The 20162-nt window shown below is 66.4% G+C and carries 14 protein-coding genes; 7 read left to right on the top strand and 7 right to left on the bottom strand.

Translation table 11 applies throughout. From position 1 onward, the window contains the following. Nucleotides 1-22: 22 nt before the first annotated feature. The 4 genes from ACSBQT_RS16695 to ACSBQT_RS16710 form a co-directional block, all read right to left on the bottom strand. Entirely contained in the window at nt 23-1258 is a 1236-nt protein-coding gene (locus ACSBQT_RS16695; RefSeq protein ID WP_410710931.1) for a threonine/serine ThrE exporter family protein, read from the bottom strand. Nucleotides 1259-1382: 124 nt separating this feature from the next. Further along, nucleotides 1383-3023 (bottom strand): GMC family oxidoreductase, encoded by a 1641-nt coding sequence (locus ACSBQT_RS16700; protein ID WP_435002123.1) that lies wholly within the window; start codon nt 3021-3023, stop codon nt 1383-1385. 262 nt (nt 3024-3285) lie between these two features. Beyond that, nucleotides 3286-4950 carry an amidohydrolase gene (locus tag ACSBQT_RS16705; RefSeq protein ID WP_435002124.1) on the bottom strand — a complete coding sequence of 555 codons (1665 nt, stop codon included), beginning with the start codon at nt 4948-4950 and terminating at the stop codon, nt 3286-3288. Then, entirely contained in the window at nt 4950-6887 is a 1938-nt protein-coding gene (locus ACSBQT_RS16710; RefSeq protein WP_435002125.1) for a primary-amine oxidase, read from the bottom strand. Before ACSBQT_RS16710 ends, ACSBQT_RS16705 begins: the two co-directional genes overlap by 1 nt. 380 nt (nt 6888-7267) lie before the next feature. Between ACSBQT_RS16710 and ACSBQT_RS16715 the strand changes: the two genes are divergently transcribed. From ACSBQT_RS16715 to ACSBQT_RS16730, 4 genes are all read left to right on the top strand, one after another. After that, nucleotides 7268-7582: a TetR family transcriptional regulator C-terminal domain-containing protein gene (locus ACSBQT_RS16715; RefSeq protein ID WP_435002126.1), complete on the top strand. Its 315-nt coding sequence runs from the start codon at nt 7268-7270 to the stop codon at nt 7580-7582. Nucleotides 7583-7752: 170 nt separating this feature from the next. Next, nucleotides 7753-8715: a helix-turn-helix domain-containing protein gene (locus ACSBQT_RS16720; RefSeq protein ID WP_435002127.1), complete on the top strand. Its 963-nt coding sequence runs from the start codon at nt 7753-7755 to the stop codon at nt 8713-8715. Nucleotides 8716-9003: 288 nt separating this feature from the next. After that, nucleotides 9004-10395 (top strand): APC family permease, encoded by a 1392-nt coding sequence (locus ACSBQT_RS16725; RefSeq protein ID WP_435002144.1) that lies wholly within the window; start codon nt 9004-9006, stop codon nt 10393-10395. A gap of 124 nt (nt 10396-10519) precedes the next feature. After that, the gene (locus tag ACSBQT_RS16730) at nt 10520-11923 is read left to right on the top strand and encodes an aldehyde dehydrogenase family protein (RefSeq protein ID WP_435002145.1); all 1404 of its coding nucleotides are present in this window, start codon (nt 10520-10522) and stop codon (nt 11921-11923) included. Between the two features lie 51 nt (nt 11924-11974). On the opposite strand, the gene ACSBQT_RS16735 is transcribed toward ACSBQT_RS16730, so the two are convergent. After that, the gene (locus tag ACSBQT_RS16735; RefSeq protein WP_435002128.1) at nt 11975-12871 is read right to left on the bottom strand and encodes a LysR family transcriptional regulator; all 897 of its coding nucleotides are present in this window, start codon (nt 12869-12871) and stop codon (nt 11975-11977) included. Nucleotides 12872-12992: 121 nt separating this feature from the next. On the opposite strand from ACSBQT_RS16735, the gene ACSBQT_RS16740 reads away from it, so the two are divergent. Then, nucleotides 12993-14198 carry an acyl-CoA dehydrogenase family protein gene (locus ACSBQT_RS16740; protein ID WP_435002129.1) on the top strand — a complete coding sequence of 402 codons (1206 nt, stop codon included), beginning with the start codon at nt 12993-12995 and terminating at the stop codon, nt 14196-14198. 27 nt (nt 14199-14225) lie between these two features. Here ACSBQT_RS16740 and ACSBQT_RS16745 read toward each other — a convergent pair whose 3' ends face one another. Continuing rightward, a complete protein-coding gene (locus ACSBQT_RS16745; protein WP_435002130.1) occupies nt 14226-15110 on the bottom strand; it encodes an oxidoreductase in 885 nt (294 codons plus the stop codon). 83 nt (nt 15111-15193) lie between these two features. On the opposite strand from ACSBQT_RS16745, the gene ACSBQT_RS16750 reads away from it, so the two are divergent. Both ACSBQT_RS16750 and ACSBQT_RS16755 read left to right on the top strand, forming a co-directional pair. Further along, the gene (locus ACSBQT_RS16750) at nt 15194-16966 is read left to right on the top strand and encodes an ABC transporter transmembrane domain-containing protein (protein WP_435002131.1); all 1773 of its coding nucleotides are present in this window, start codon (nt 15194-15196) and stop codon (nt 16964-16966) included. Nucleotides 16967-16974: 8 nt separating this feature from the next. Then, on the top strand, nt 16975-18750 hold the full coding sequence (locus tag ACSBQT_RS16755; RefSeq protein ID WP_435002132.1) for an ABC transporter ATP-binding protein: 1776 nt from the start codon (nt 16975-16977) through the stop codon (nt 18748-18750). Between the two features lie 19 nt (nt 18751-18769). Here the strand turns inward: ACSBQT_RS16755 and mgtE are convergent, their stop codons facing one another. Then, on the bottom strand, nt 18770-20137 hold the full coding sequence (mgtE, locus tag ACSBQT_RS16760; protein ID WP_435002133.1) for a magnesium transporter: 1368 nt from the start codon (nt 20135-20137) through the stop codon (nt 18770-18772). Nucleotides 20138-20162: the final 25 nt, after the last annotated feature.

Below are 20162 nucleotides of genomic sequence, written 5' to 3' on the forward strand. Positions count from 1 at the left end.
GTTAGGTAGTTCTAGGGGTGTCTCAGGCGACGATTTCGTCCTTGGGCTCGACAGCGTGGGCGATGGCGGCGCCGATGACCGTGCCGATGGCGATCGTGAAGAACGTGGTCGCAGCCGCCAGCATGCTGCCGGCAACCCCAGCGCCGTCACCGAACTCGATCTGCGAAGCATTGAGGAGCCCGAACGACCCGGGCGCGACGACGAGGAACGCGGGCACGAAGCTGATCCGCCAGATCGGGCCCTTCGGCAGGCGTGAGAGCACGACGGCCACCACCGATGCGGTCAGCGCGCCGGCCAGACCGCCGATGGCCGCACCGAATTCGGCACCGATGCCCAGCTGCGCCAGCGCGGCCGCAGCGATCGTGAGGACGATCGGCACGGTGTGCTCGAGCGGGGTGTGCAGATAGATGATGAGGCCCAGTGTCGCGGCGGCGACGCCGAGGGCGGACAGCCACCATGTCGAGGCGGTGAGCTGGGAGTTCGCAAGCGCCTCGGCGCCGGTGCCAGTGACGACGGCGGCTCCGGCGACTCCGGCGATGAACATCGCCAACTGGACGGTGGCCGAGACGAGCCGGGAACTGCCTGCCGAGAGGGCGCCCGCGGAGATCTCGGTCAGACCGGTGACCACGGCGCTGCCGGGCAGCAGCAGCGCCAGGGTGGCGACGATCGTGCGCAGGGGACTGTCCAGCCAGTCGAGACGGTAACCGATGAGGATGAGCACCGCGACGATGAACGCCGATGCGACCGGCAGCAGCGGTCCGAGGCTGGGGTGGCGGGTGTTGACGCCGAGCACACCTGCGACGATGAGCGAACCGAGAGCGGCGAAGGCGAGGTTGACCAGTCCCGGTTCGAGCAGCAGGCACAGCCCGACGCCGACGGGCACCGCGCCGAGGCAGGTCACCCATCCGGGCCAGCGCGGGGGAGTGCCGTAGACCTCGGCCTCGATCATGCGGCGAGCGGCGTCGATGCCGAGCCGACGCGACCGCACGGCGTCGACGATGTCGAGCAGCTTCGCCGTCTGGTCGAACCGCAGGTCAGGACCGATGCGTTCGAACCGGGTGGGACTGCCGGGGCCGACGGTGAGGAACAGGCCCTTGGGAAGAGCTGCCACGTTGATCGACTTCAGGCCGACGGCAGGTGCCAGTCCGGTCAGTGCGTCTTCGACATCGACCGAGGAGATCCCGCCGGCGAGCAGGCCCGTCCCGATCGTCACCAGCAGCTCCTGTGCGGGGACGGTCTTTTCGCTTGCCTCGTACACTCCCAATCCCTCTCGTCTGCAGATCGGCCGACGAAGTAGAAGATACCAGCCTCTTACTTCCCGACGGGGGCTCAGCAACCTGGCGCCAGGTTGCTGGGCCCCCGTCAGGTAGCACTAAGGGGGATCAGTGGGAGGCCGGAGCGGTGATTCCTTCGGCGGGAGAGCCGACGAGAGCGGCCGCGGCGCGTTCGGCGATCATGATCGTCGGAGCGTTCGTGTTTCCGGTCGGCACCAGCGGCATGATCGACGCATCGGCCAACCGCAGCCGGCTCACGCCCCGGACCTCGAACGTGGCCGGGTCGACGACCGCCTCGGCGTCCGTGCCCATCCGGCAGGTTCCAGCTTGGTGATGGTAGGTCACAACCGACCCGCGGACGTAGTCTTCGAGGTCCTCGTCGGCCACCTCGGGGCCGGGGTGGATCTCCGTGGGCTGCCACGATGACAGGGCCTCGGCCCGCCCGATCTCACGGCATTGCCTCACCGAGGCAACGAGGGCGTCGACATCGGCTTGTGCCGAGAGCACCTGAGGATCGACGACGAGCGGATCCTGCGGGTTGGGCCCGCTGAGCCTGACCTCACCGCGGCTCTCGGGGCGAACCAGGCCGCCCTGCAGAGTGAAGGCTCCGCCGGGTCCTGGTCCGGTCTGCGCGGCGGGCGCCGCATCCTGGGCATACATCGGCACGGAGAAGAACAACGGCTGGGTGTCCGGGACCGGCAGATCCGGTCGGGACTTCGCGAAGAAGTGAACCTCGGCGGGCGCCACCTCTCCCATCGGGGCCTCCCGATCTCCGGTGGAGAAGACGACCGGCGAGAGCCAATGATCCTGGAGATTCTTGCCGACTCCCGGCAGATCGACTACGGAGTCGATGCCGACCTCGGCAAGCTCCTCGGCGGGTCCGATGCCCGATCGCAGAAGCAGCTCGGGAGAGGCCAGGGCACCGGCGGAGAGGACGACCTCGTCGGCGGACACGGTGCCGACGCGGCCGCGGAAATCAATCTCGAGACCGGTGACCGCGGTCCCGTCGAGGAGAAGCCGACGGGCGTGCGCGGAAGTGAGAATCGAGAGGTTCTCATCGCCGAGGCGGGGCTTGAGGTAGGCGCGCCACGTGTTGAGCCGTTTGCCGTCGCGGACGTTGAGCTGGATCTTTCCGATGCCTTCGACGGAGCCGGAGTTGTAGTCGTCATTGACGGGCACGCCGGTCTGTGTGGCGGCCGTGAACATGTCCTCCTGCAACGGATTGCGCGCATAGTCGACGCGCACATCCATCGGGCCGTCGGTGCCTCGGTTCTCGGTGACATCGCCGTCGAAGTTCTCGATTGCGGCGAAGACCGGCCAGACCTCGTCCCAGGACCATCCCGGACACCCGGATTCGACCCACTGTCCGTAGTCCCAGGCATCGCCGCGGACCCAGATGACAGCGTTGAGGGCATTCGACCCGCCGAGGACCTTGCCGCGTGGGAGGTGGATGCGCCGGTCCATCGCGGCCGGCTGCGGGGGAGTGTAATAGTCCCAGTCCTGTTGCGAATGCCAGATCAGTCCGAGGTTGTTGAGATGGTCGATGTTCGGATTGGTCTCGTCTCCGCCGGCTTCGACGAGGCAGACCTTCTTTCCGGCATCGAGCAGTCTACGGGTGAGGACGCACCCGGCCGATCCCGCGCCGACGACGATGTAGTCGAATCGCTCGTCCGGGATCTCAGTGGGGAACGTGTCCGGGTGGTCTGAGGTGTTCGAGGCCACGGTGCCTGATTCATTCTCGGTTGTCATGGCCTCAGGCTAGTGACGTCGGTCACCGGTGAGGAACGCCTGCGGTCGAGGTGTGCACGATTCGGCAAGCCGTCGGCGACGGTCGTGCGCGCATCGTCAATTCCGGCCCCACCCGACCTCTCCGTGCTACCCGACGGCGGCACAGCAACCTATTGAGACAACACAGCACAGCAACCTGGCGCCAGGTTGCTGGGCCGCCGCCAGGTAGTAATTGGTGAGGTATTGGAAGGCGGGAAGGGCATGTCGTCGACGGCGAGAATGATTAGGCCCGATCGGATTCCGACTCGTAGACAAGTCTGCCCTCGAAGTAGGTTCGGCAAACTGTCGTTTCGTGGATCGTTGCAGGATCGACTGTGAAGAGGTCGCGGTCGAGGACGATGAAATCTGCGGACATCCCGGATCGTAGCATTCCGGTCTCGTCTCCCAAGCCCATGGCCTCTGCCGGGTTTCGAGTAAATGCGGCAATGGCCTGATCAATTGTGAGAGCCTCATCCGAGTTGAGTTGGCCAGGCACTGTCGGATCTGGGTTTGCGCGAGTGACTAAGGTGGCCAGGCCCGTCCATGGATCCGGCGTCGGTGCTGCACAGGGCCAGTCCGATCCACCGGAGACGGCTGCTCCCGACTCCACTAGCCGGCGCAGCGGCCATGAACGGTCAAACGTCTCCGCTGGTACCTGCTTCTTCATCGACTCCTGCATCACTGACGGGAACCATAAGTATGGTGATGCGTCGGGGACCACGTCGAGTTCGGTGAAACGGTTCAGGTCATCGTCATGGACGAATTCGACGTGAGCGATGTGGAACTTTGCCGTCCATCCCCGCAGCTTGCGGACTTCTTGAACTGCGTCGAGGATCATCCGCACTGCGCCGTCGCCGGTGGCATGGAGTTTTGCGTTGAGCCCGCGATCGACGAGTGCCAGCAGTGAGGAAGTGAGCTCGTCGGCATCCCAGAGCGGTTCGCCGGTGAAATTCGGATCGTCGCCGGGGTGATTGCACCTGTAGGGGTGGATCAGGGCCGCAGTCCGAGTCATCGGCACACCGTCGAGGACATACTTCGCAAAGGTCGGATGCACGTGTTCGGAGTGGTTCTGGTCCCCGACATCGTAGAGTTCTTCGCCGTTGATCCCCTCCTCGAGGAAGGGCCGGGAGGGCATCGAAGCGACCGCATGCGCGGTGAGTTCCCCCGCCTCGTCGATGTCGTGCAAGGTGCGCAGGGCGTAGTCCATCGTCGCTGACTCCTGCACTGCAGTGATCCCATAGGAATTCAGCGTCTTCACCGCAGTGGTGAAGGCCTGCGCATGAAAATCCGCGACGTCGACGACGGTGTCCATGACGGCTGCTTCCGCCGGACCGCACGCGAGCTCGGTGAGCACGCCGTTGAGCCTGCCGTCACGGTCCCGGACATAGGATCCGCCCTCGGGGGCATGGGATGTCTCATCGATGCCGAGGATCTCGAGAGCCGCAGAGTTCACCCAACGGTTGTGCATCGTGTCGTCACGGAGTAGGACCGGGTGGCCGTCTGCCGCCTCGTCCAGGGTTGCGAGATCGATGTGGGTGAGATCGTCCATGACTGTCGAGCCGACGATCCCGCCCACGACCCACTCGCCGGGAGCCAGATTCTTACTCCAGTTCCGGACCTTCACCGCGATCTCAGCCACATCGTCGCTGGGCAGGACCGGCATTTCGAAGGCCAACTGTCGTCCGCCGAGCCCGAGGTGGGCATGGACATCGACAAGTCCCGGCATTGCGAAGCTTCCGCCAAGATCGATGATCTCGGGTTCACCCTGCAATGAGGCCCGAACCTCGTCGAGGGAGCCGAGTGCGCCGACCCTTCCGTTGCTGACGGCGAACGCGTCGACGAACGGTTGCTCGGAATCGCTGGTGAAGATTCGACCGTTGGTGACGATGTACTCCTGCATCGTGCTCATCACTCCTCACAGCAGGCGGAGCCGGACTCCGGGGCGGGGACGTCGAGGACGGGGGAGCGGTCGAAGAAGCCCTCGGGCCGCAGCTTGAAGCCGACGGTGTCGACGGGCATGATCGGCCAGTCCTCGACCCGCGGGAAGTGGGTGAGGCCGAAGCTGTGCCAGACCACGATGTCCTCCCCATCGACGCTGCGATCGGCCGACGTCCACGCCGGCAGCCCCGCGTGACCGGGATGCTGATTCGGGAAGTCCCCGGTCGGGTAGCGCTCGTCCTCCTGATACTGCGAGACCCACAGCGACTTCGACGCGAACGTGGCACGGCGGTGAATCGAGGAGTCCTCGGCCGCGAGCAGCGTGGGCAGGCCCGTCGGGTGCAGTTTGTAGCCGACCGGTTCGCCGAGGCGGTTGGTCGACTCCGGGTTCGTCACCACCCACGTCCGCGCCTTCGCCTGATCCGCATCCCGCTGCGCAGCCAGTTCGGTGGCCAGAACGGTTCGGGACCGGCTGAAGGCATTGCCGCGCGGATTGTCCTGCGAGACCGGCAGGCGCACCACGTCCTCCTCCTCGACTCGGCATTTGCCGCCGTCGAGGGCGAAGTCGAGTCGAGCCCCGAAGAGATGCTGGTGGAACGGGGCACCGAGTCCGGGCGCGATCTCCGAGGCGAAATCCGTCGACCCGTTCGGCAGTGCAGAGGTGAAGACGACACCGGTGGCCTTGGCCTCGAATTCGATCGTGCCGTCGAGGTAGAGGTACCAATAGAATCCGTAGTCGTAGTTGCCGACCGTGGTGAAGAACGAGACGACGAGACGCCGATTGCGCCGGGTATAGGCCACACCTGACCACAGGTCCGAATGCTTCGCCAGAATCGACGCATCCTCCTCGTGCATGCAGATGCCGTTCTTGATCTGCCGAGGTTCGCCAAGGTTGTTCGCCACCCATGGCGACAGATAGGTGATATCGCCGAGGCAGTCACACCCGAGCTCGAGCGAGTTCGCCCATTGCCCGACCAGGTATTCGCCGGTGTCGAAATAGTTCTGCCACGACCGCACCGGTGAGGGGTCACCATAGGGAACGACCATCTCGGCGATCGCCGCCCGATCGAGGATCGTGCGACGGCGCTCGCCGTCATCGAAGGCGATGTTGTGCAGGACGAGGCCCTCACGCATGTCGAAGCCGACATCGAACGACCACTTCTCCCACTCGATGTGGTTGCCTTCGGTGACCGTGAAGCTCGGCCCTTCCGGCTGCGTGATCGAGATCGGCTTCTGCGTGGTCCGCACAGGTCCGGTGAGCTCCGGATCGGTGTAGTTCCCGTGCTCGGACGGCACCGGAACGTTCTCGAGGTCGAGGACCTGGTCGACGGTTCTGTTGGTGACGTCGACATAGGCGACGAGTCCGTCGATGGGATGCGCCCACGCCGAGTCCGACTCATGCTGCTGATGGAATGCCAGCCCGCGCAGGATCCTCCGTCCCTTCTCCTTCGGATATTCGAAGACCCCGGCCGACAACGGCGCCACTCGCACCTCTGCAACGGGCAGCCCGCGCTTCTCGAGGCTCGCCAGCCACGTCGGATCGGCGGCGAGGACCTCTTCGACGACTTCGAACTCCTCTTCCATGACGGGGAACTCGCCCTCTTCGGTGGAGTCCACCTCGGAAACGGATTCGACCGTCTCACGGGTGGCCGAGACGACGATATCGCGGGCAGTGCCGGCGGATTTGTCGAGGATGAAGGCACGGTAACGGCGATCCACCTCGGCGGCGGTCCGATCCGTGCCGCGCACGGGATCGAGCAGGCCGACGTAGGCCATGCGTGCGGAGTCGGGGAAATGCCCGGCCGCGCGGAGCACCGCGGTGACGGTCGAGATCTCGGCCTCGGTCGGCAGGGTGAAGGGGGTGGCGGTGGTCGCCTCGGCGACGGGGGCGGAGGAATGGCAGGACATTGTGCACCTTTGCAATCTGGGCCTGTGGGCTGAGTCACGCTAAAATCTACACTCGTAGGAAATAAAGTCAAGACCCGATCTGCACCGCTGTGGAGGAGCCATGCCCAAGATCGTCGACCACGACCAGCGACGACTGGACCTCGTGCAGGCGACGCTGCGCCTGATCGTCCGCCAAGGACTCAACGGGGCGACGATGCGCGATCGCGACAGAGGCCGGGTTCGCCAATGGCGTCGTCAAAACGTACTTCGGTTCGAAAGCGGACCTGCTGGCGGCCACCTACCTGTACGTCTTCGAGGCCACGAACGCCAGGGTCGCGTCCTCGACGACGGGCCTGCGCGGGCTCGACGCTCTGCGTGCCTTCGCACACGAGGTGCTCCCGGTGACCCCCGCGCTGCACGACGAAGCCCGCGTAGTCCTGTCCTACCTCGCCGAGGTGGCCCAGAACCCCGAACACGCCCGCGCGACCGCGGAGACCATGGAGCTGTGGAGGGCGTGGATCGTCTCCTGGCTCGGCGAGGCCGACGCCGACGGTCATCTGCGCGCCGAGGTCGACGTCGAATCCGAGACCGAAGTGCTCCTGACGTATCTGCTCGGGGCGCAGACCAGTGCGATCATCGGCGGGCGCGGATTCGACTTCGCCGGCTTTCGGGCCCAGCTCGACTACGTCATCGCCCGACTCGACCGGCCGAACTGATCCGGCAGGTGTCGGGTTGAACGTTGGGTGGAGGTGGCCTTGTCGGAGCTGGGTGACCAAATGGTCGGTAATCGGCTTCGGGGTGGTGACTGGCGCGACGGTTGGGGATAGAGTGACCGGACAACGGGCCTTCGGCGAAGCGGTCGGGGCCGAGTGAACTGAGGACGACGATGTTGCTTGAAGACACCGCGAACGACTTCGACGGCTGGCAGGGCCTGGTCTCGGATTCGTTCGTCCCGCTCGATACGGAACCCCAGCGCCGAGGCGGATTCCAAGGTCGCATCAGCGCGCGCGACTACGACTCCGTGGTGATGTCGCAGATCAACGCCAATCCCCATGCCGTCCTGCGCACCCCCGAGCTGATCTCCCGAGCCCGATCGGAGAAGCACGGCTGCGCTGCCGGAACGAACTACTTCAAGGTCTCGCTGCAGCTCGATGGGCACGGACTGCTCATCCAGGACGGACGAGAGATGGCGCTGGAGCCCGGATCGCTGGCCATCTACGACACGTCCCGACCGTATACGCTCAGCTTCGATTCGGACTTCTCGTCCTACGTCATGATGTTCCCGCAGTCACGGGTCAACCTGCCCGCCGGAACCGTCGGCCAACTCACCGCCACCCCGATCGGAGCCGACCACCAGCTCGGCGCGGTCGTCGCTCAGGTCATCTCCCAAGCCGGGGCCATGCTGCCGACCCTCAACCGGGCAACCGGTGTGCGGCTGGCCGGCAACGTCGTCGACCTGCTCACCACTGTGATGGCCGACGAGCTCTCTGCCGCCGGCGGCGAGATCGACGAGCGGCAGCGACTGTGGGCCGAAATCACCGACTACATCGATGTCCACCTCTCCGACCCGCAGCTCACCCCATCGACCATCGCCGCCGCCCACTTCATCTCGGTGCGCACCCTGCACCAGATCTTCGAAGGCACCGGGGAGACCGTCGCCGGAGAGATCCGACGACGCCGCATCGAGAAATGCCGACTCGACCTCGCCGACCCCGGTCAGCGTCAGACCCCGGTGGCCGCCATCGGCGCCCGCTGGGGACTGAGCGATCCCGCACACTTCTCCCGGCTGTTCCGCAGCGCGTTCGGCCAACCGCCCGCCGGATATCGCCGCAGCGCCCACGCCGACTGAGCCGGCACTCTCGCCGATTGAGTCCGAGCGCCCGACGCGGATGCGCGAATCGTCAAGAACTCTGCCTGCAAAGCCAAGACGCGGTATTGCAGCGGCACCCACACTGGCAGTAATCACTCTGACTGTTAGGTGGATCACATGAGCACTCTCAGCTCGGACCCGGCCAAAGGCGGCCTGGGTTCCCCGATCGGCAATGCCGCCGATCGGGCCTCCACGGACGTCGGGCACGCACCTGCGGCCACGGCCTCACTCGATGCCCGCCGCATCGGAATCCCCGCGCTCGTCTTCATGATCATCGCCGCCTCGGCGCCGTTGACCGTTGTCGCGGGCGGAGTCCCCAGCAATTTCGCCGTCACCGGCCTGGTGGGGATTCCGCTGTCATTCGTCGTCCTCGGGATCATCCTCATCCTCTTCGCCATCGGCTATGCGGCGATGAGCCGCCACGTCCACAACGCGGGGGCCTTCTTCGCCTACATCTCGAAAGGTCTGGGCAAGCCTGCCGGAATGGGAGCGGCGATGACCGCGCTCGTCGCGTACAACGCCATGCAGATCGGTATCGCCGGAATGTTCGGCTTCGTCTTCTCCTCCTTCCTCGACACTCTCTTCGGCATCTCGTGGTCCTGGTGGGTCTGCGCCCTCATCGCCTGGGTCATCGTCGGCATCATGGGAGTCCTCCGGGTCGACTTCTCGGCGAAGGTGCTCGGCATCATCGTCGGCGCGGAGTTCCTCGTCGTCATCGTCTTCGACGTCATCGGACTCGCCCACAGCCCCGAAGGCGTCACCGGCGACGGGCTCGGCCTCGACCAGCTCTTCGCTCCCGGTGTCGGTGCGGCCCTGGCATTCTCGATCGCGGCTTTCATGGGCTTCGAATCCGGGGCCATCTACAACGAGGAGGTCAAAGATCCCCGTCGCACGGCAGGTCGGGCCACCGTCATCGCGGTGAGCATCATCGCGGTGTTCTACGCGTTCTCCGCCTGGGCGATGGTCGTCGGCGAAGGGGCCTCGAAGGTCATCGGTCGGTCGCAGGAATTCGGACCCGACCTCATGTTCGTCTTCCTCGGCGAACACGCCCCGGTGTGGTTCGTCGACCTCGGCAACCTGCTGTTCCTCACCTCGCTGCTGGCCGCGCTCGTGGCCTTCCACAACATCGTTGCCCGCTACGTTTTCGCCCTCGGCCGGGACCGGGTCCTTCCGCAGTCGCTGGCCAGGACCTCACGACGCACCGGCGCGCCCGTGGCAGGCTCCCTCACCCAGTCGGGCATGGCGCTCGTCATCATCCTCGTCTTCGCCGTGGTCGGCTCCGGCAGCGATGACCCGCTGTTCCCTGTCGTCACGCTCTTCACCTGGCTGACGAACATGGGTGCCTTCGGACTCGTCCTGCTCATGGCGCTGACCGCGCTCGCCGTCGTCGGATTCCTGCGCACTAAGGCGGGGGAGTATTCGCTGTGGACCCGCGCGATCGCCCCGGGCTTGGCAGCCATCGGACTCCTCGTCCTCTTCGTCGCCATCGTCATCAACTTCAACGTTCTCATCGGTGCAGAGGGCACCACGGTCCTGTCGTGGATGCTGCCGGCCATCGTTCTCATCCCCGGGTTCGTCGGCACGATCTGGGCCATCGTCCTCCGCTCGTCCTCGCCGAACCTCTATGCAGGAATCGGTTCCGATGGAAGCCTTGTATGACGGAGGCGTTCCGGCCGCCTGACATATCCGTACACACCGCCGGAAAATGACCACACCAACCACCGCCGACCATCCGGTCGCCGATCAAAGGAGCACCATGACCGCCGAGGCAACCGCCACCGAAATGACCACTACCGCTGGAATTCTCGCCGCCATCGTCGACCCCGCCGGACGCGAGATCCACGACCCCGCCACCGGTGAGGTCGTCGGCCGCACTCACGAAGGTACGCCTGCAGAGATCGACGCTACAGTGACAGCCGCGCGCTGGGTGCAGCCTGCATGGGCAGCGCGCAGCTCTCAGGAGCGCAGCGAGCTGCTGGGCAAAGCCGCCGACGCCATCGAAGCCTCCGCCGAGGCGCTGGCAGAGTTGCTCTCGCGCGAACAGGGCAAACCCCTCAACGGGCCCAACGCCCGCTTCGAAGTCGGTGCCTGCGCGGCCTGGCTGCGTGCGAACGCATCCTTCGAACTCGAACCAGAGGTTCTCGTCGACGACGGCGAAACCCATGCTGAACTCCATTACAAGCCCGTCGGTGTCGTCGGCGCGGTCGGTCCCTGGAACTGGCCGATGATGATCTCCGTCTGGCAGTTCGCCCCGTCGCTGAAGATGGGGAACACGGTCGTCCTCAAACCCTCGGAGTACACGCCGCTATCGGTGCAGGCGCTCGTGGCAGTGGTCAACCAGGTGCTGCCGGCCGATGTGCTCTCCGTCGTTCCCGGTGATGGTTCTGTGGGCGCGGCACTGACCAGCCATGCAGACGTCGACAAGATCATGTTCACCGGATCGACGAAGACTGGACAGGCGATAATGCGCACCGCCGCGGACAACCTCGCCCGCATCACCCTCGAGCTCGGCGGCAATGACGCCGGCATCGTCCTCGAGGACGCCGATCCGGCCCAGATCGCCGGCGACCTCTTCTGGGGCGCGTTCATCAATACCGGGCAGACCTGTGCTGCGATGAAGCGTCTCTATGTTCCCGAATCCCTCTACGACCAGGTGTGCCAGGCTCTCGTCGAGGTGGCCGGACAGTCCCCGATGGGCGTGGGGTTGGAAGAGGAGAACGTGCTGGGGCCGTTGCAGAACAAGCAGCAGTACGACATCGTCGCTCGTCTCGTCGACGCGGCCAAGGACGGGGGAGCGCGCGTACTCATGGGCGGCGATCCCGTCGCTGAACAGCCCGGCTACTTCTACCCGACGACCCTTGTCGCCGACATCGACAACGACAACCCGCTGGTGGCCGAGGAGCAGTTCGGGCCGGTGCTGCCGATCATCAAGTACACCGACCTCGACCAGGCCATCGAGTGGGCAAATGAGCTCGAAGTCGGCCTCGGATCCTCGGTGTGGGGAACCGACCTCGACGCCTGCCGACAGGTTGCGGCCCGTCTCGAGGCGGGAACCACGTGGATCAACAAACACGGCGCCGTCGACCCCCGAGTGCCCTTCGGTGGGGTGAAGAAGTCCGGCTTCGGTCTCGAATTCGGTCTCGAGGGCCTCAAGCACGTCAGCGTCCCCCAAGTCATCTCCTGGTAATTGCTACCTGACGGCGGCCCAGCAACCTCGCGCCAGGTTGCTGAGCCGCCGTCAGGTAGTAATTGGGGAGGGGAAGAGGGTTCGGACGATGTCGAGTACCCGGGCCAGTGCTTCGGACGGGTTGTTCCGGCGCCAGCCGAGGGCGAGAGTGAACGAATCCCCGCCCTCGGCGAGGCGGACATAGCGCACTCCGTCGATGCGGATGTGATCCGAGGACTCGACGACGACGGCCATGCCGACCTGCGCGCCGACGAGCGCCAGAAGACTGTAGGGATCCGGTGCCTCCTGAACGACCTGCGGCAGGAAACCGGCGTCATCGGCCAGCCGCATCATCACCTCTCTGACCTGAGATCCGTGCGACGGGGCATAGGAGATAAACGGCTGACCGGCGAGTTCGCCCATGCTCACCGACTCACGCTCGGCCAGCTCATGCCCCGAGGGCATGGCGATCATGACGCTCTCCTGCCGGATGACGTGGACCTCGACTCCGGCCGGCACCGGCGGGCTGATGATCGCGAGATCAGTCTCCCCGTCGCGCAGGGCGATCGCGGCCTCCCCGCAGTACATCTGCGGCTGCAGGTCGAGGCTGATGCCCGGGTGCCGCTCACCGGCCTCGCGGGCCAGCCTGGAGAGGATGGAGTAGCCGCTCGTGCCGCCGAACCCGATGCGCACCCGGCCCGCCAGACCCTGCTGCGCGGCTCGGGCGATGCGCCGAGCGCCGTCCACCTGGGTCCCGATCGCCACAGCGGGTTCGAGCATCGCCTCGCCTGCCGGCGTCAGCCGGACCCGCCGGGTCGTCCGCTCGAACAGATCGACGTCGAGGTCTCGCTCGAGCGCGCGGATCATCTGGCTGAGCGCGGGCTGCGCGATGTGCAGACGCTCCGCAGCCCGCCCGAAATGCAGCTCCTCGGCGACGGCGAGAAACGCTGTGACCTGCCTGAACTCCATGTCGTATCCCCACTGCCCAGATTGATAAGAATATACGCTTAATCACCTTAATATTACCTCTTGGACTCTGAGTAATTCCGATGGCACTGTTGAAGACGAACTCGATGCCCAAGGAGACCCCATGACTGCCGTCACCTCAGACACCCCAGCCACCATCGCCACCACCGCCGACCCTTCCGACCTGCTCGACCTCGCCGGGCTCCTCACCGACGACGAGCTGACCCTGCGCGAGACGGTCCGCACCTTCGTCGATGAGCGGATCCGCCCGAACATCGCCGACTGGTACGAAGGCGCGATCTTCCCGACCGAGATCGTGCGTGAGATGGGCGAGCTCGGCCTCCTCGGCATGCATCTGCAGGGCTACGGCTGCCCGGGACGTTCAGCCGTCGAATACGGTCTCGCCGCTCTCGAACTCGAAGCCGGCGATTCCGGCCTGCGCACCTTCGTCTCCGTCCAGGGATCGCTGGCGATGTCGGCCATCCACAAATTCGGCTCCGAGGAGCAGAAGAACCGCTACCTGCCCGGAATGGCCGCCGGAGAGATCATCGGCTGCTTCGGACTGACCGAACCCACCGCCGGATCCGACCCCGCCTCGATGGCCACCACCGCCACCCAGGGCGCTGACGGCTCCTGGACGCTCAACGGCGCCAAACGCTGGATCGGTCTGGCCTCGATCGCCGATATCGCCGTCATCTGGGCGGCCACCGACGACGGCATCCGCGGCTTCCTCGTGCCCACCGACACCCCCGGATTCACCGCCACCCCGATCACGCAGAAGCTGTCGATGCGGGCCTCCATCCAGTGCGATATCGACCTTGAGGACGTGAAATTGCCCGCCGAGGCGGTCCTGCCCGAGGTCACGGGACTGAAGGGGCCGTTCTCCTGCCTCAATGAGGCCCGGTACGGAATCATGTGGGGCGCCATGGGGGCCGCACGCGACTCCTTCGAAGTCGCCCTCGACTACGCACAGAACCGTCTCCAGTTCGACAAGCCGCTCACCGCCTACCAGATCACTCAGGAGAAGCTGGTGAACATGGCACTCGAGATCCAGAAGGGCACCCTCCTGGCCATCCAGACCGGGCGACTCAAGGACGCCGGGACCCTCGATCCCGTGCAGATCTCCGTCGGCAAGCTGAACAACTGCCGCGAAGCCATCGCCATCTGCCGGGAAGCCAGGACCATGCTCGGCGGCAACGGCATCACGCTCGAATACTCACCGCTGCGGCACGCGAACAACCTCGAATCCGTGCGCACCTACGAAGGCACCGACGAGGTCCACACCCTCATCCTCGGCCGCCACATCACCGGCCAGCAGGCTTTCCGCTGATCCGTCGCCATCACCCGACGGCGCCCCTCACAGTTCCGGGAAAGCGACCCCGGTCAGCTCTTCGGACACCGCCCATAGTCGGCGGGCCACCTCGGTGTCGGTGGACTTCGACGAACGGGAAGCGAACCCCGGCTTCCCGCGGATCTCGAACGGACCGGTCGGGCCGATGTAGCTGCCACCGGGCAGATCGGCGACAGCGGCACAGAGGATCGGCCGTGCCCCGCCCTGCTCGCTCTGAGCGACCACCCGGGTGAACGCACGGCTGACTCGAGCGTCCAAAGAGTTGTCGTCGCTGGAGTTGAAGAGGTTCGTCGCCGCCAAACCCGGATGGGCGGCCGTCGCGATCACCGAGGATGAGCGCTCGGACAGCCGACGCTGGAGTTCGTCGGTGAAGAGCAGGTTCGCCAGCTTCGACTGACCATAGGCGGCCATCGGCCGATACGGTCGCCTCTTCCACTGAAGGTCGTCGAAATCGATCGTGCCGAACCGGTGGGCGATGGAGGAGACGGCGACGATGCGCTCACGCACCTGCGGAAGCAGCAGATTCGTCAGGGCGAAATGCCCGAGGTGGTTCGTTCCGAACTGCGATTCGAATCCGTCGACGGTCCGGTACAGGGGCGGGATCATGATCCCCGCATTGTTGATGAGCAGATCGACCGGATCTGTGAAGTCCGCAGCGAAGTCGCGCACCGATGACAGGTCGGCGAGGTCGAGGTCGCGCACCTCGGTGCTGCCCGGCATCGTCGCTGCGGCGGCCTCACCCTTCGCACGGTTGCGCACGGCCAGGACGACATGGGCACCTCTACCCGCGAGAACCCGGGCAGTCACCCGGCCGAGTCCGCTGTTCGCGCCGGTGATGAGGACCGTGCGCCCTGTGAGATCGGGAATGCCGAAATCGATCGGAGAAGTCATGAGGCCATCCTAGAATTCCGCCCTGGCAATCAGCTGTCCAGCCGAGCCGCCACCGCATCACCGAATTTGTTAGGGTAGCCTTCGTGCCGAAGACCCCTGAAACCGGCGCGCAGATGCTGCGCCGAGCCGCTCGTCGGCGCATCCGTCCCCTGCTCGGTGGAGCCGGGGCACTGTCGATCTGGCAGGTCTGCGAAGCGCTCGTGCCGGTGGCGATCGGCATCATCGTCGACCGGGCGATCATCCCGTTGTCGATCCCGGCTCTCATCATCTCGATCATCGGCCTCGGACTCCTCTTCACCGTGCTCAGCCTCGGCTACCGATTCGGCGCACGACTGTGCAACACCGCCCGCGAGCACGAAGCCCACGCCCTGCGCGTCGAGATCACACACGCGGCACTGACCGCCCCAAGCCTTCCGGCCGACCGCACCTCGGGCGAGGTCCTGTCCATCGCGTCCGCCGATGCCGACGCCGCGGCCACCGCCTTCCAACAGGCCGGCCGCGGGATCGCCTCGGTGCTGGGCATGATCACCGCCGCGGTCTTCCTCCTCATCGCCGATCCCGTGACGGGACTCGTCGTCCTCGTCGCCGTGCCCATCGGCCTGATCATCGTCGCCCTGCCCGGCCGGTCCGTCTCGGCGCGGGCAGCCGCGCAGCTCGACGCCGTCGCCTCGGCGGGACGCTCGGCCTCCGACCTCATGCACGGACTGCGCGTGATCAAGGCAATGGGCGGGGAGCCGTGGGCGGTGCGGCGTTACCGCACGACCTCCGATGCGGCCGCCGAAGCCGGCGTCGCCACAGGTGAGAGGACCGGACGCCTGGCCGGTCTCGGTGCGCTCGTCATGTCCGTGGTGCTGGCGGTCGTCCTCATCGTCGCGGGCCTGCGCCTCATCGACGGACAGATGAGCGTCGGCGCCCTCATCGGCATCCTCGGCATGACCGCCTTCCTCACCGAGCCCATGCGCGCACTCGCCGACATCGTCGGCCTCTTCGCCCAATCCCACGGCGCCGCTGAACGGATCGCCCGCCTGCTGACCAGCGTCGATGCTGAAGCAGGCGCCGGTGATACGACGGACACCATCGCCGAGGCGGCCCCCACCACCCGTGATTCCGCCGACCCTCGCCCGAGCGTCACAACCACCGAATCCGGAATCACCATCACCGGATGGCCGACGACCGCCGAGTCCCGGGAACTCACCACCGCCGGGGGAGCGCTGACCTGCATCGTCTCCGACGACGCGGAGGACGCAGCCATGCTGCTGGCCGAGCTGACCTCCCACGCCCGAAACCTCGGCCCCGCCCGGATGCTCGTCGCGCCCCACGATGTCGACCTGTTCGAAGGCACCATCGGATCGAACATCACGATGGTCGTCGCCGACGACCGTACAGACACCGACGACAGTTCAGACACCGACGACCGCACGGACGCAGACGACCACCCGCCGATCTCGACCGAGGCGCTCACCGCCTCGGGAGTCGACGAGCTGCTCGACCTCGTCGACGGAGGGCTCGACTACCGGATCCAGGAACTCGGCGGGAACCTCTCCGGCGGTCAGCGGCAGCGCGTCGCATTGGCTCGTGCGCTCCACGCCGATCCCGAGATCCTCGTCCTCGTCGAACCCACCACCGCCGTCGACGCCGTCACCGAAGCGAGGATCGCCCAGGGACTCTGCCGACTGCGCCGCCGGACGCGAGAACAGGCCACGATCATCCTCACCTCCTCGCCAGCCTTCCTCGCCGCCGCCGATACCGTCGTCTATCGCCCGACGTCCGGCTGCCTGCTCGTGGGCCGTCATGCCGACCTCCTCGAGACAGACACCGACAGCGCGGAAGCCTACCGAGATGCGGTGACCCGATGACGGCACCGATGAACACCACCCTGACGATCGCCTCGCGGCGTCGCTCCTTCGCCCACCTGGCCCCGCTGCTGCGCCGCCGAGCCGGCTGGATCGTCCTCCTCGTCGTCGCAGGACTGGCCAATGCCGGTGCCGGCCTCGTCGGGCCGTGGGCGATCGGCCGTCTCGTCGACGAACTCCCCTCCGGCGCCGGCGCCGAACTCGTGTGGGTCTGCGCCATCGCCGTCGCGATCGCCGGAATCGTCATGGCCGCCGGCACATGGATCGGCGCCTGGGCACTCGCGCGCATCGCGATGCCCGTCGTCGCCGAACTGCGCACCGAGGTCGTCGACTCAGCCCTGACTCTCGAGTCCCAGCGGATCGAACGCACCGGCACCGGCGACCTCGTCTCCCGCGTTGCCGACGACTCCCGAAAGATCGGCGAGGCCGCCGGCCAAGTGCTGCCGCTCGTCGTCGAATCACTTCTCGTCGTCGTGGTCTCCGCATTCGGCCTGGCCGCCATCGACTGGCGTCTCGGTCTCACCGGGCTCGTCGCCGTGCCGATGTACTGGCTCACCCTGCGCTGGTATCTGCCCCGATCAGAACCCATCTACAAGGAAGAACGCGCGGCTTTCGGCAGGCGTGCCGGGCGCCTGCTCGGCGGACTCACCGGTAGTGCGACCCTGCGCGCCTATCGTGCCGAGGCCGGGGAGATGCGTCGCATCGACTCCGCCTCCGCGCACGCCCGCGACCTGTCGATCGACGTCTTCCGGTTCGTCACTCGGGCCTTCGGCCGCAACAACCGTGCCGAGGCGGTCGTCCTCTCGCTGCTGCTGGCCGCCGGCTTCGTCCTCGTCTGGTTCGGGGAGTCCACCGCCGGAGCCGTGACCACGGCCGCCCTGGTCTTCCACCGCCTCTTCAACCCCATCGGCGCCCTCGTCGGACTCTTCGACCAGGTCCAATCGGCCGGCGCCTCCCTGACCCGCATGGTCGGAGTCATCGACGAAGCTCGAACCGCGCCGAAGCGCTCGACCCAAGCCGCACCCGCCGCCCCGAGGCTCGTGCTCGAGGACCTGTGGTTCTCCTACGACACGGACCCTGACACGGACAATCATGTGCTGCGCGGGGTGAACCTGAGCATCGCGCCGGGTGAGCACATCGCCGTCGTCGGCACCACCGGTGCCGGGAAGACGACGCTGGCGAAGATCGCCGCGGGACTGTCAGCCCCCGGTCGCGGACGGGCACGTCTCACGGATGGCGGGGCCGCCTCGGCGAACGGGGTGGACGTGGGATCGATGGACGAATCCGCGCTGCGCCGGCATATCGCCATGGTTGCCCAGGAGGTGCACACCTTCTCCGGCAGCCTGCGCGACAACATCACCCTGCCGCGTCCGGACGCGAGCGACGACAAAGTGCGCATTGCCCTGGACACGGTCGGCGCCGGATGGGTGACATCCCTGCCGAACGGCCTCGACACGCAGATCGGGGAGGGCGGGGTCCGCCTGTCCGCGGTTCAGGAGCAGACGATCGCCCTGGCCCGCCTGGTGCTGGCCGACCTGGACTTCGCGATCCTCGACGAAGCCACCGCCGAGGCGGGATCGGCTGGAGCCCACGTCCTCGAATCCTCCGCCGAGGCGGCCCTTGCCGGCCGTGGCGCGCTCATCGTCGCCCACCGGCTCAGCCAAGCGGAGAAGGCCGACCGGATCCTCGTCATGGGGCACGGACGCGTCATCGAGGAAGGCACCCACGCCGAACTCGTCGCCGCCGGCGGACGGTACGCCGAGCTGTGGGAGGCATGGTCGGGCTGAGGCCGTCGGACAGGGGGCATCAGCTCAGTCCGAGGACTGCGGTGGCGATCGTGAAGTAGAGGATGAGACCCGTGGCATCGCAGAACGTGGAGATGAATGGGTTGGAGAACACCGCGGGGTCGGCCCCGACCTTCTTCGCGATGATCGGCATCAGTCCGCCCACTGTTGCGGCCATCATGCACACCGACAGCAGCGTCAGCCCGATGACCAAGCCGATCGCCCAGCCGTAGACGAGGCCGGCGACGACGAAGCCCAGTGTGCCGAGCACGGAACCGAGTACCGCGCCCACGCGCAGCTCTCTCCAGATGACTCGGCCGAGGTCGCGGACGCGCACCTCACCGACGGCCAGGGCCCGGGTGACGGTGGTGGCCGCCTGGTTGCCTGTGTTGCCGCCGGTGCCGGTGAGCAGCGGAATGAAGAGCGCGAGGACGACGACCTGATCGAGTCGGTCCTCATAGACTTCGAGGACCTGGACGGTGAGGATCGCCGATACGGCGAGGACGAGCAGCCACACGATGCGGCTCTTGACCAGACGCATGATCGTCGAGGACAGGTAGGAGCGATCCAGCGGTTCCGTGCCGGACCCGCGGGCGAGGTCCTCCGCGTCCTCCTCGTCGACGATATCGAGGACGTCGTCCATGGTGAGGATGCCGACGAGCCGCTCCTCCTGATCGGTCACCGGCATCGCGATGAGCCGGTGGGAGAGGAACTCACGCGAGGCTTCCTCACGGTCCGTCAGCGCGTGAGTGCTCAGAGAATCACGAACGATGTCCTCGATGATCGTGTCCTCATCGGCGGCAAGCAGGTTGCGCAGCGACACCACTCCGCGAAGCACCCGGCCGGGACCGACGACGGGCAGCAGGTAGACGGTCTCGGGTCCGTCGATGCGGGCGCGGACGACCTCCATCGCCTGGGCCGCCGTCCAATCCTCGTGGATGCCGAGCACCTCCGGAGACATGTACCGACCGATCGCGGACTTCGGGTAGCCCAGCACCGCCGAGGTCATCTCTCGCTCGTCCGGGGTCAACCCCTTCATCAGGCGGCTGGCTACGCTCGCGGGCAGTTCGCCGAACAGTTCGGCGCGATCATCGGGGTCGAGGCCCTCGACGATATCGGCGACCTCGGGTTCGCGGAGATTGCCGATGAGTTCGGCCTGGTAGGCCGGAGGCAGGTCCTCGAAGACGTCGAGCGCCTCCTCCTTCGTCAGCACGCGGAAGAGCATCGCTGACTGCAGCGGGGTCGAGGTATGGACGAGGCGAGCGATCTCGGCGCGCGGGACCTGCCGGGCGAGACCGGCGATCTCGTCGAGAGTACCGGGATCGATCCTGCCGGTGAGTGCGGATTCGAGTCGGTCGGCCGCCTCGGTGCCCTCTGTCGTATCGGCCACGCATGCCCCCTCACCTCGGACGGAA

It is taken from the genome of Brevibacterium sp. H602, assembly GCF_051172395.1.
In the GTDB taxonomy this organism is placed as follows: Bacteria; Actinomycetota; Actinomycetes; order Actinomycetales; family Brevibacteriaceae; genus Brevibacterium.

What these genes read in the sequence shown, in the direction of transcription:
- ACSBQT_RS16720 (WP_435002127.1), top strand. Translation starts at nt 7,753, where the DNA reads ATGTTGCTTGAAGACACCGCGAACGACTTCGACGGCTGGCAGGGCCTG.
- ACSBQT_RS16755 (WP_435002132.1), top strand. Translation starts at nt 16,975, where the DNA reads ATGAACACCACCCTGACGATCGCCTCGCGGCGTCGCTCCTTCGCCCAC.
- ACSBQT_RS16710 (WP_435002125.1), bottom strand. Translation starts at nt 6,887, where the DNA reads ATGTCCTGCCATTCCTCCGCCCCCGTCGCCGAGGCGACCACCGCCACC.
- ACSBQT_RS16730 (WP_435002145.1), top strand. Translation starts at nt 10,520, where the DNA reads ATGACCACTACCGCTGGAATTCTCGCCGCCATCGTCGACCCCGCCGGA.
- ACSBQT_RS16740 (WP_435002129.1), top strand. Translation starts at nt 12,993, where the DNA reads ATGACTGCCGTCACCTCAGACACCCCAGCCACCATCGCCACCACCGCC.
- ACSBQT_RS16725 (WP_435002144.1), top strand. Translation starts at nt 9,004, where the DNA reads ATGATCATCGCCGCCTCGGCGCCGTTGACCGTTGTCGCGGGCGGAGTC.
- ACSBQT_RS16745 (WP_435002130.1), bottom strand. Translation starts at nt 15,110, where the DNA reads ATGACTTCTCCGATCGATTTCGGCATTCCCGATCTCACAGGGCGCACG.
- ACSBQT_RS16700 (WP_435002123.1), bottom strand. Translation starts at nt 3,023, where the DNA reads ATGACAACCGAGAATGAATCAGGCACCGTGGCCTCGAACACCTCAGAC.
- ACSBQT_RS16705 (WP_435002124.1), bottom strand. Translation starts at nt 4,950, where the DNA reads ATGAGCACGATGCAGGAGTACATCGTCACCAACGGTCGAATCTTCACC.
- ACSBQT_RS16735 (WP_435002128.1), bottom strand. Translation starts at nt 12,871, where the DNA reads ATGGAGTTCAGGCAGGTCACAGCGTTTCTCGCCGTCGCCGAGGAGCTG.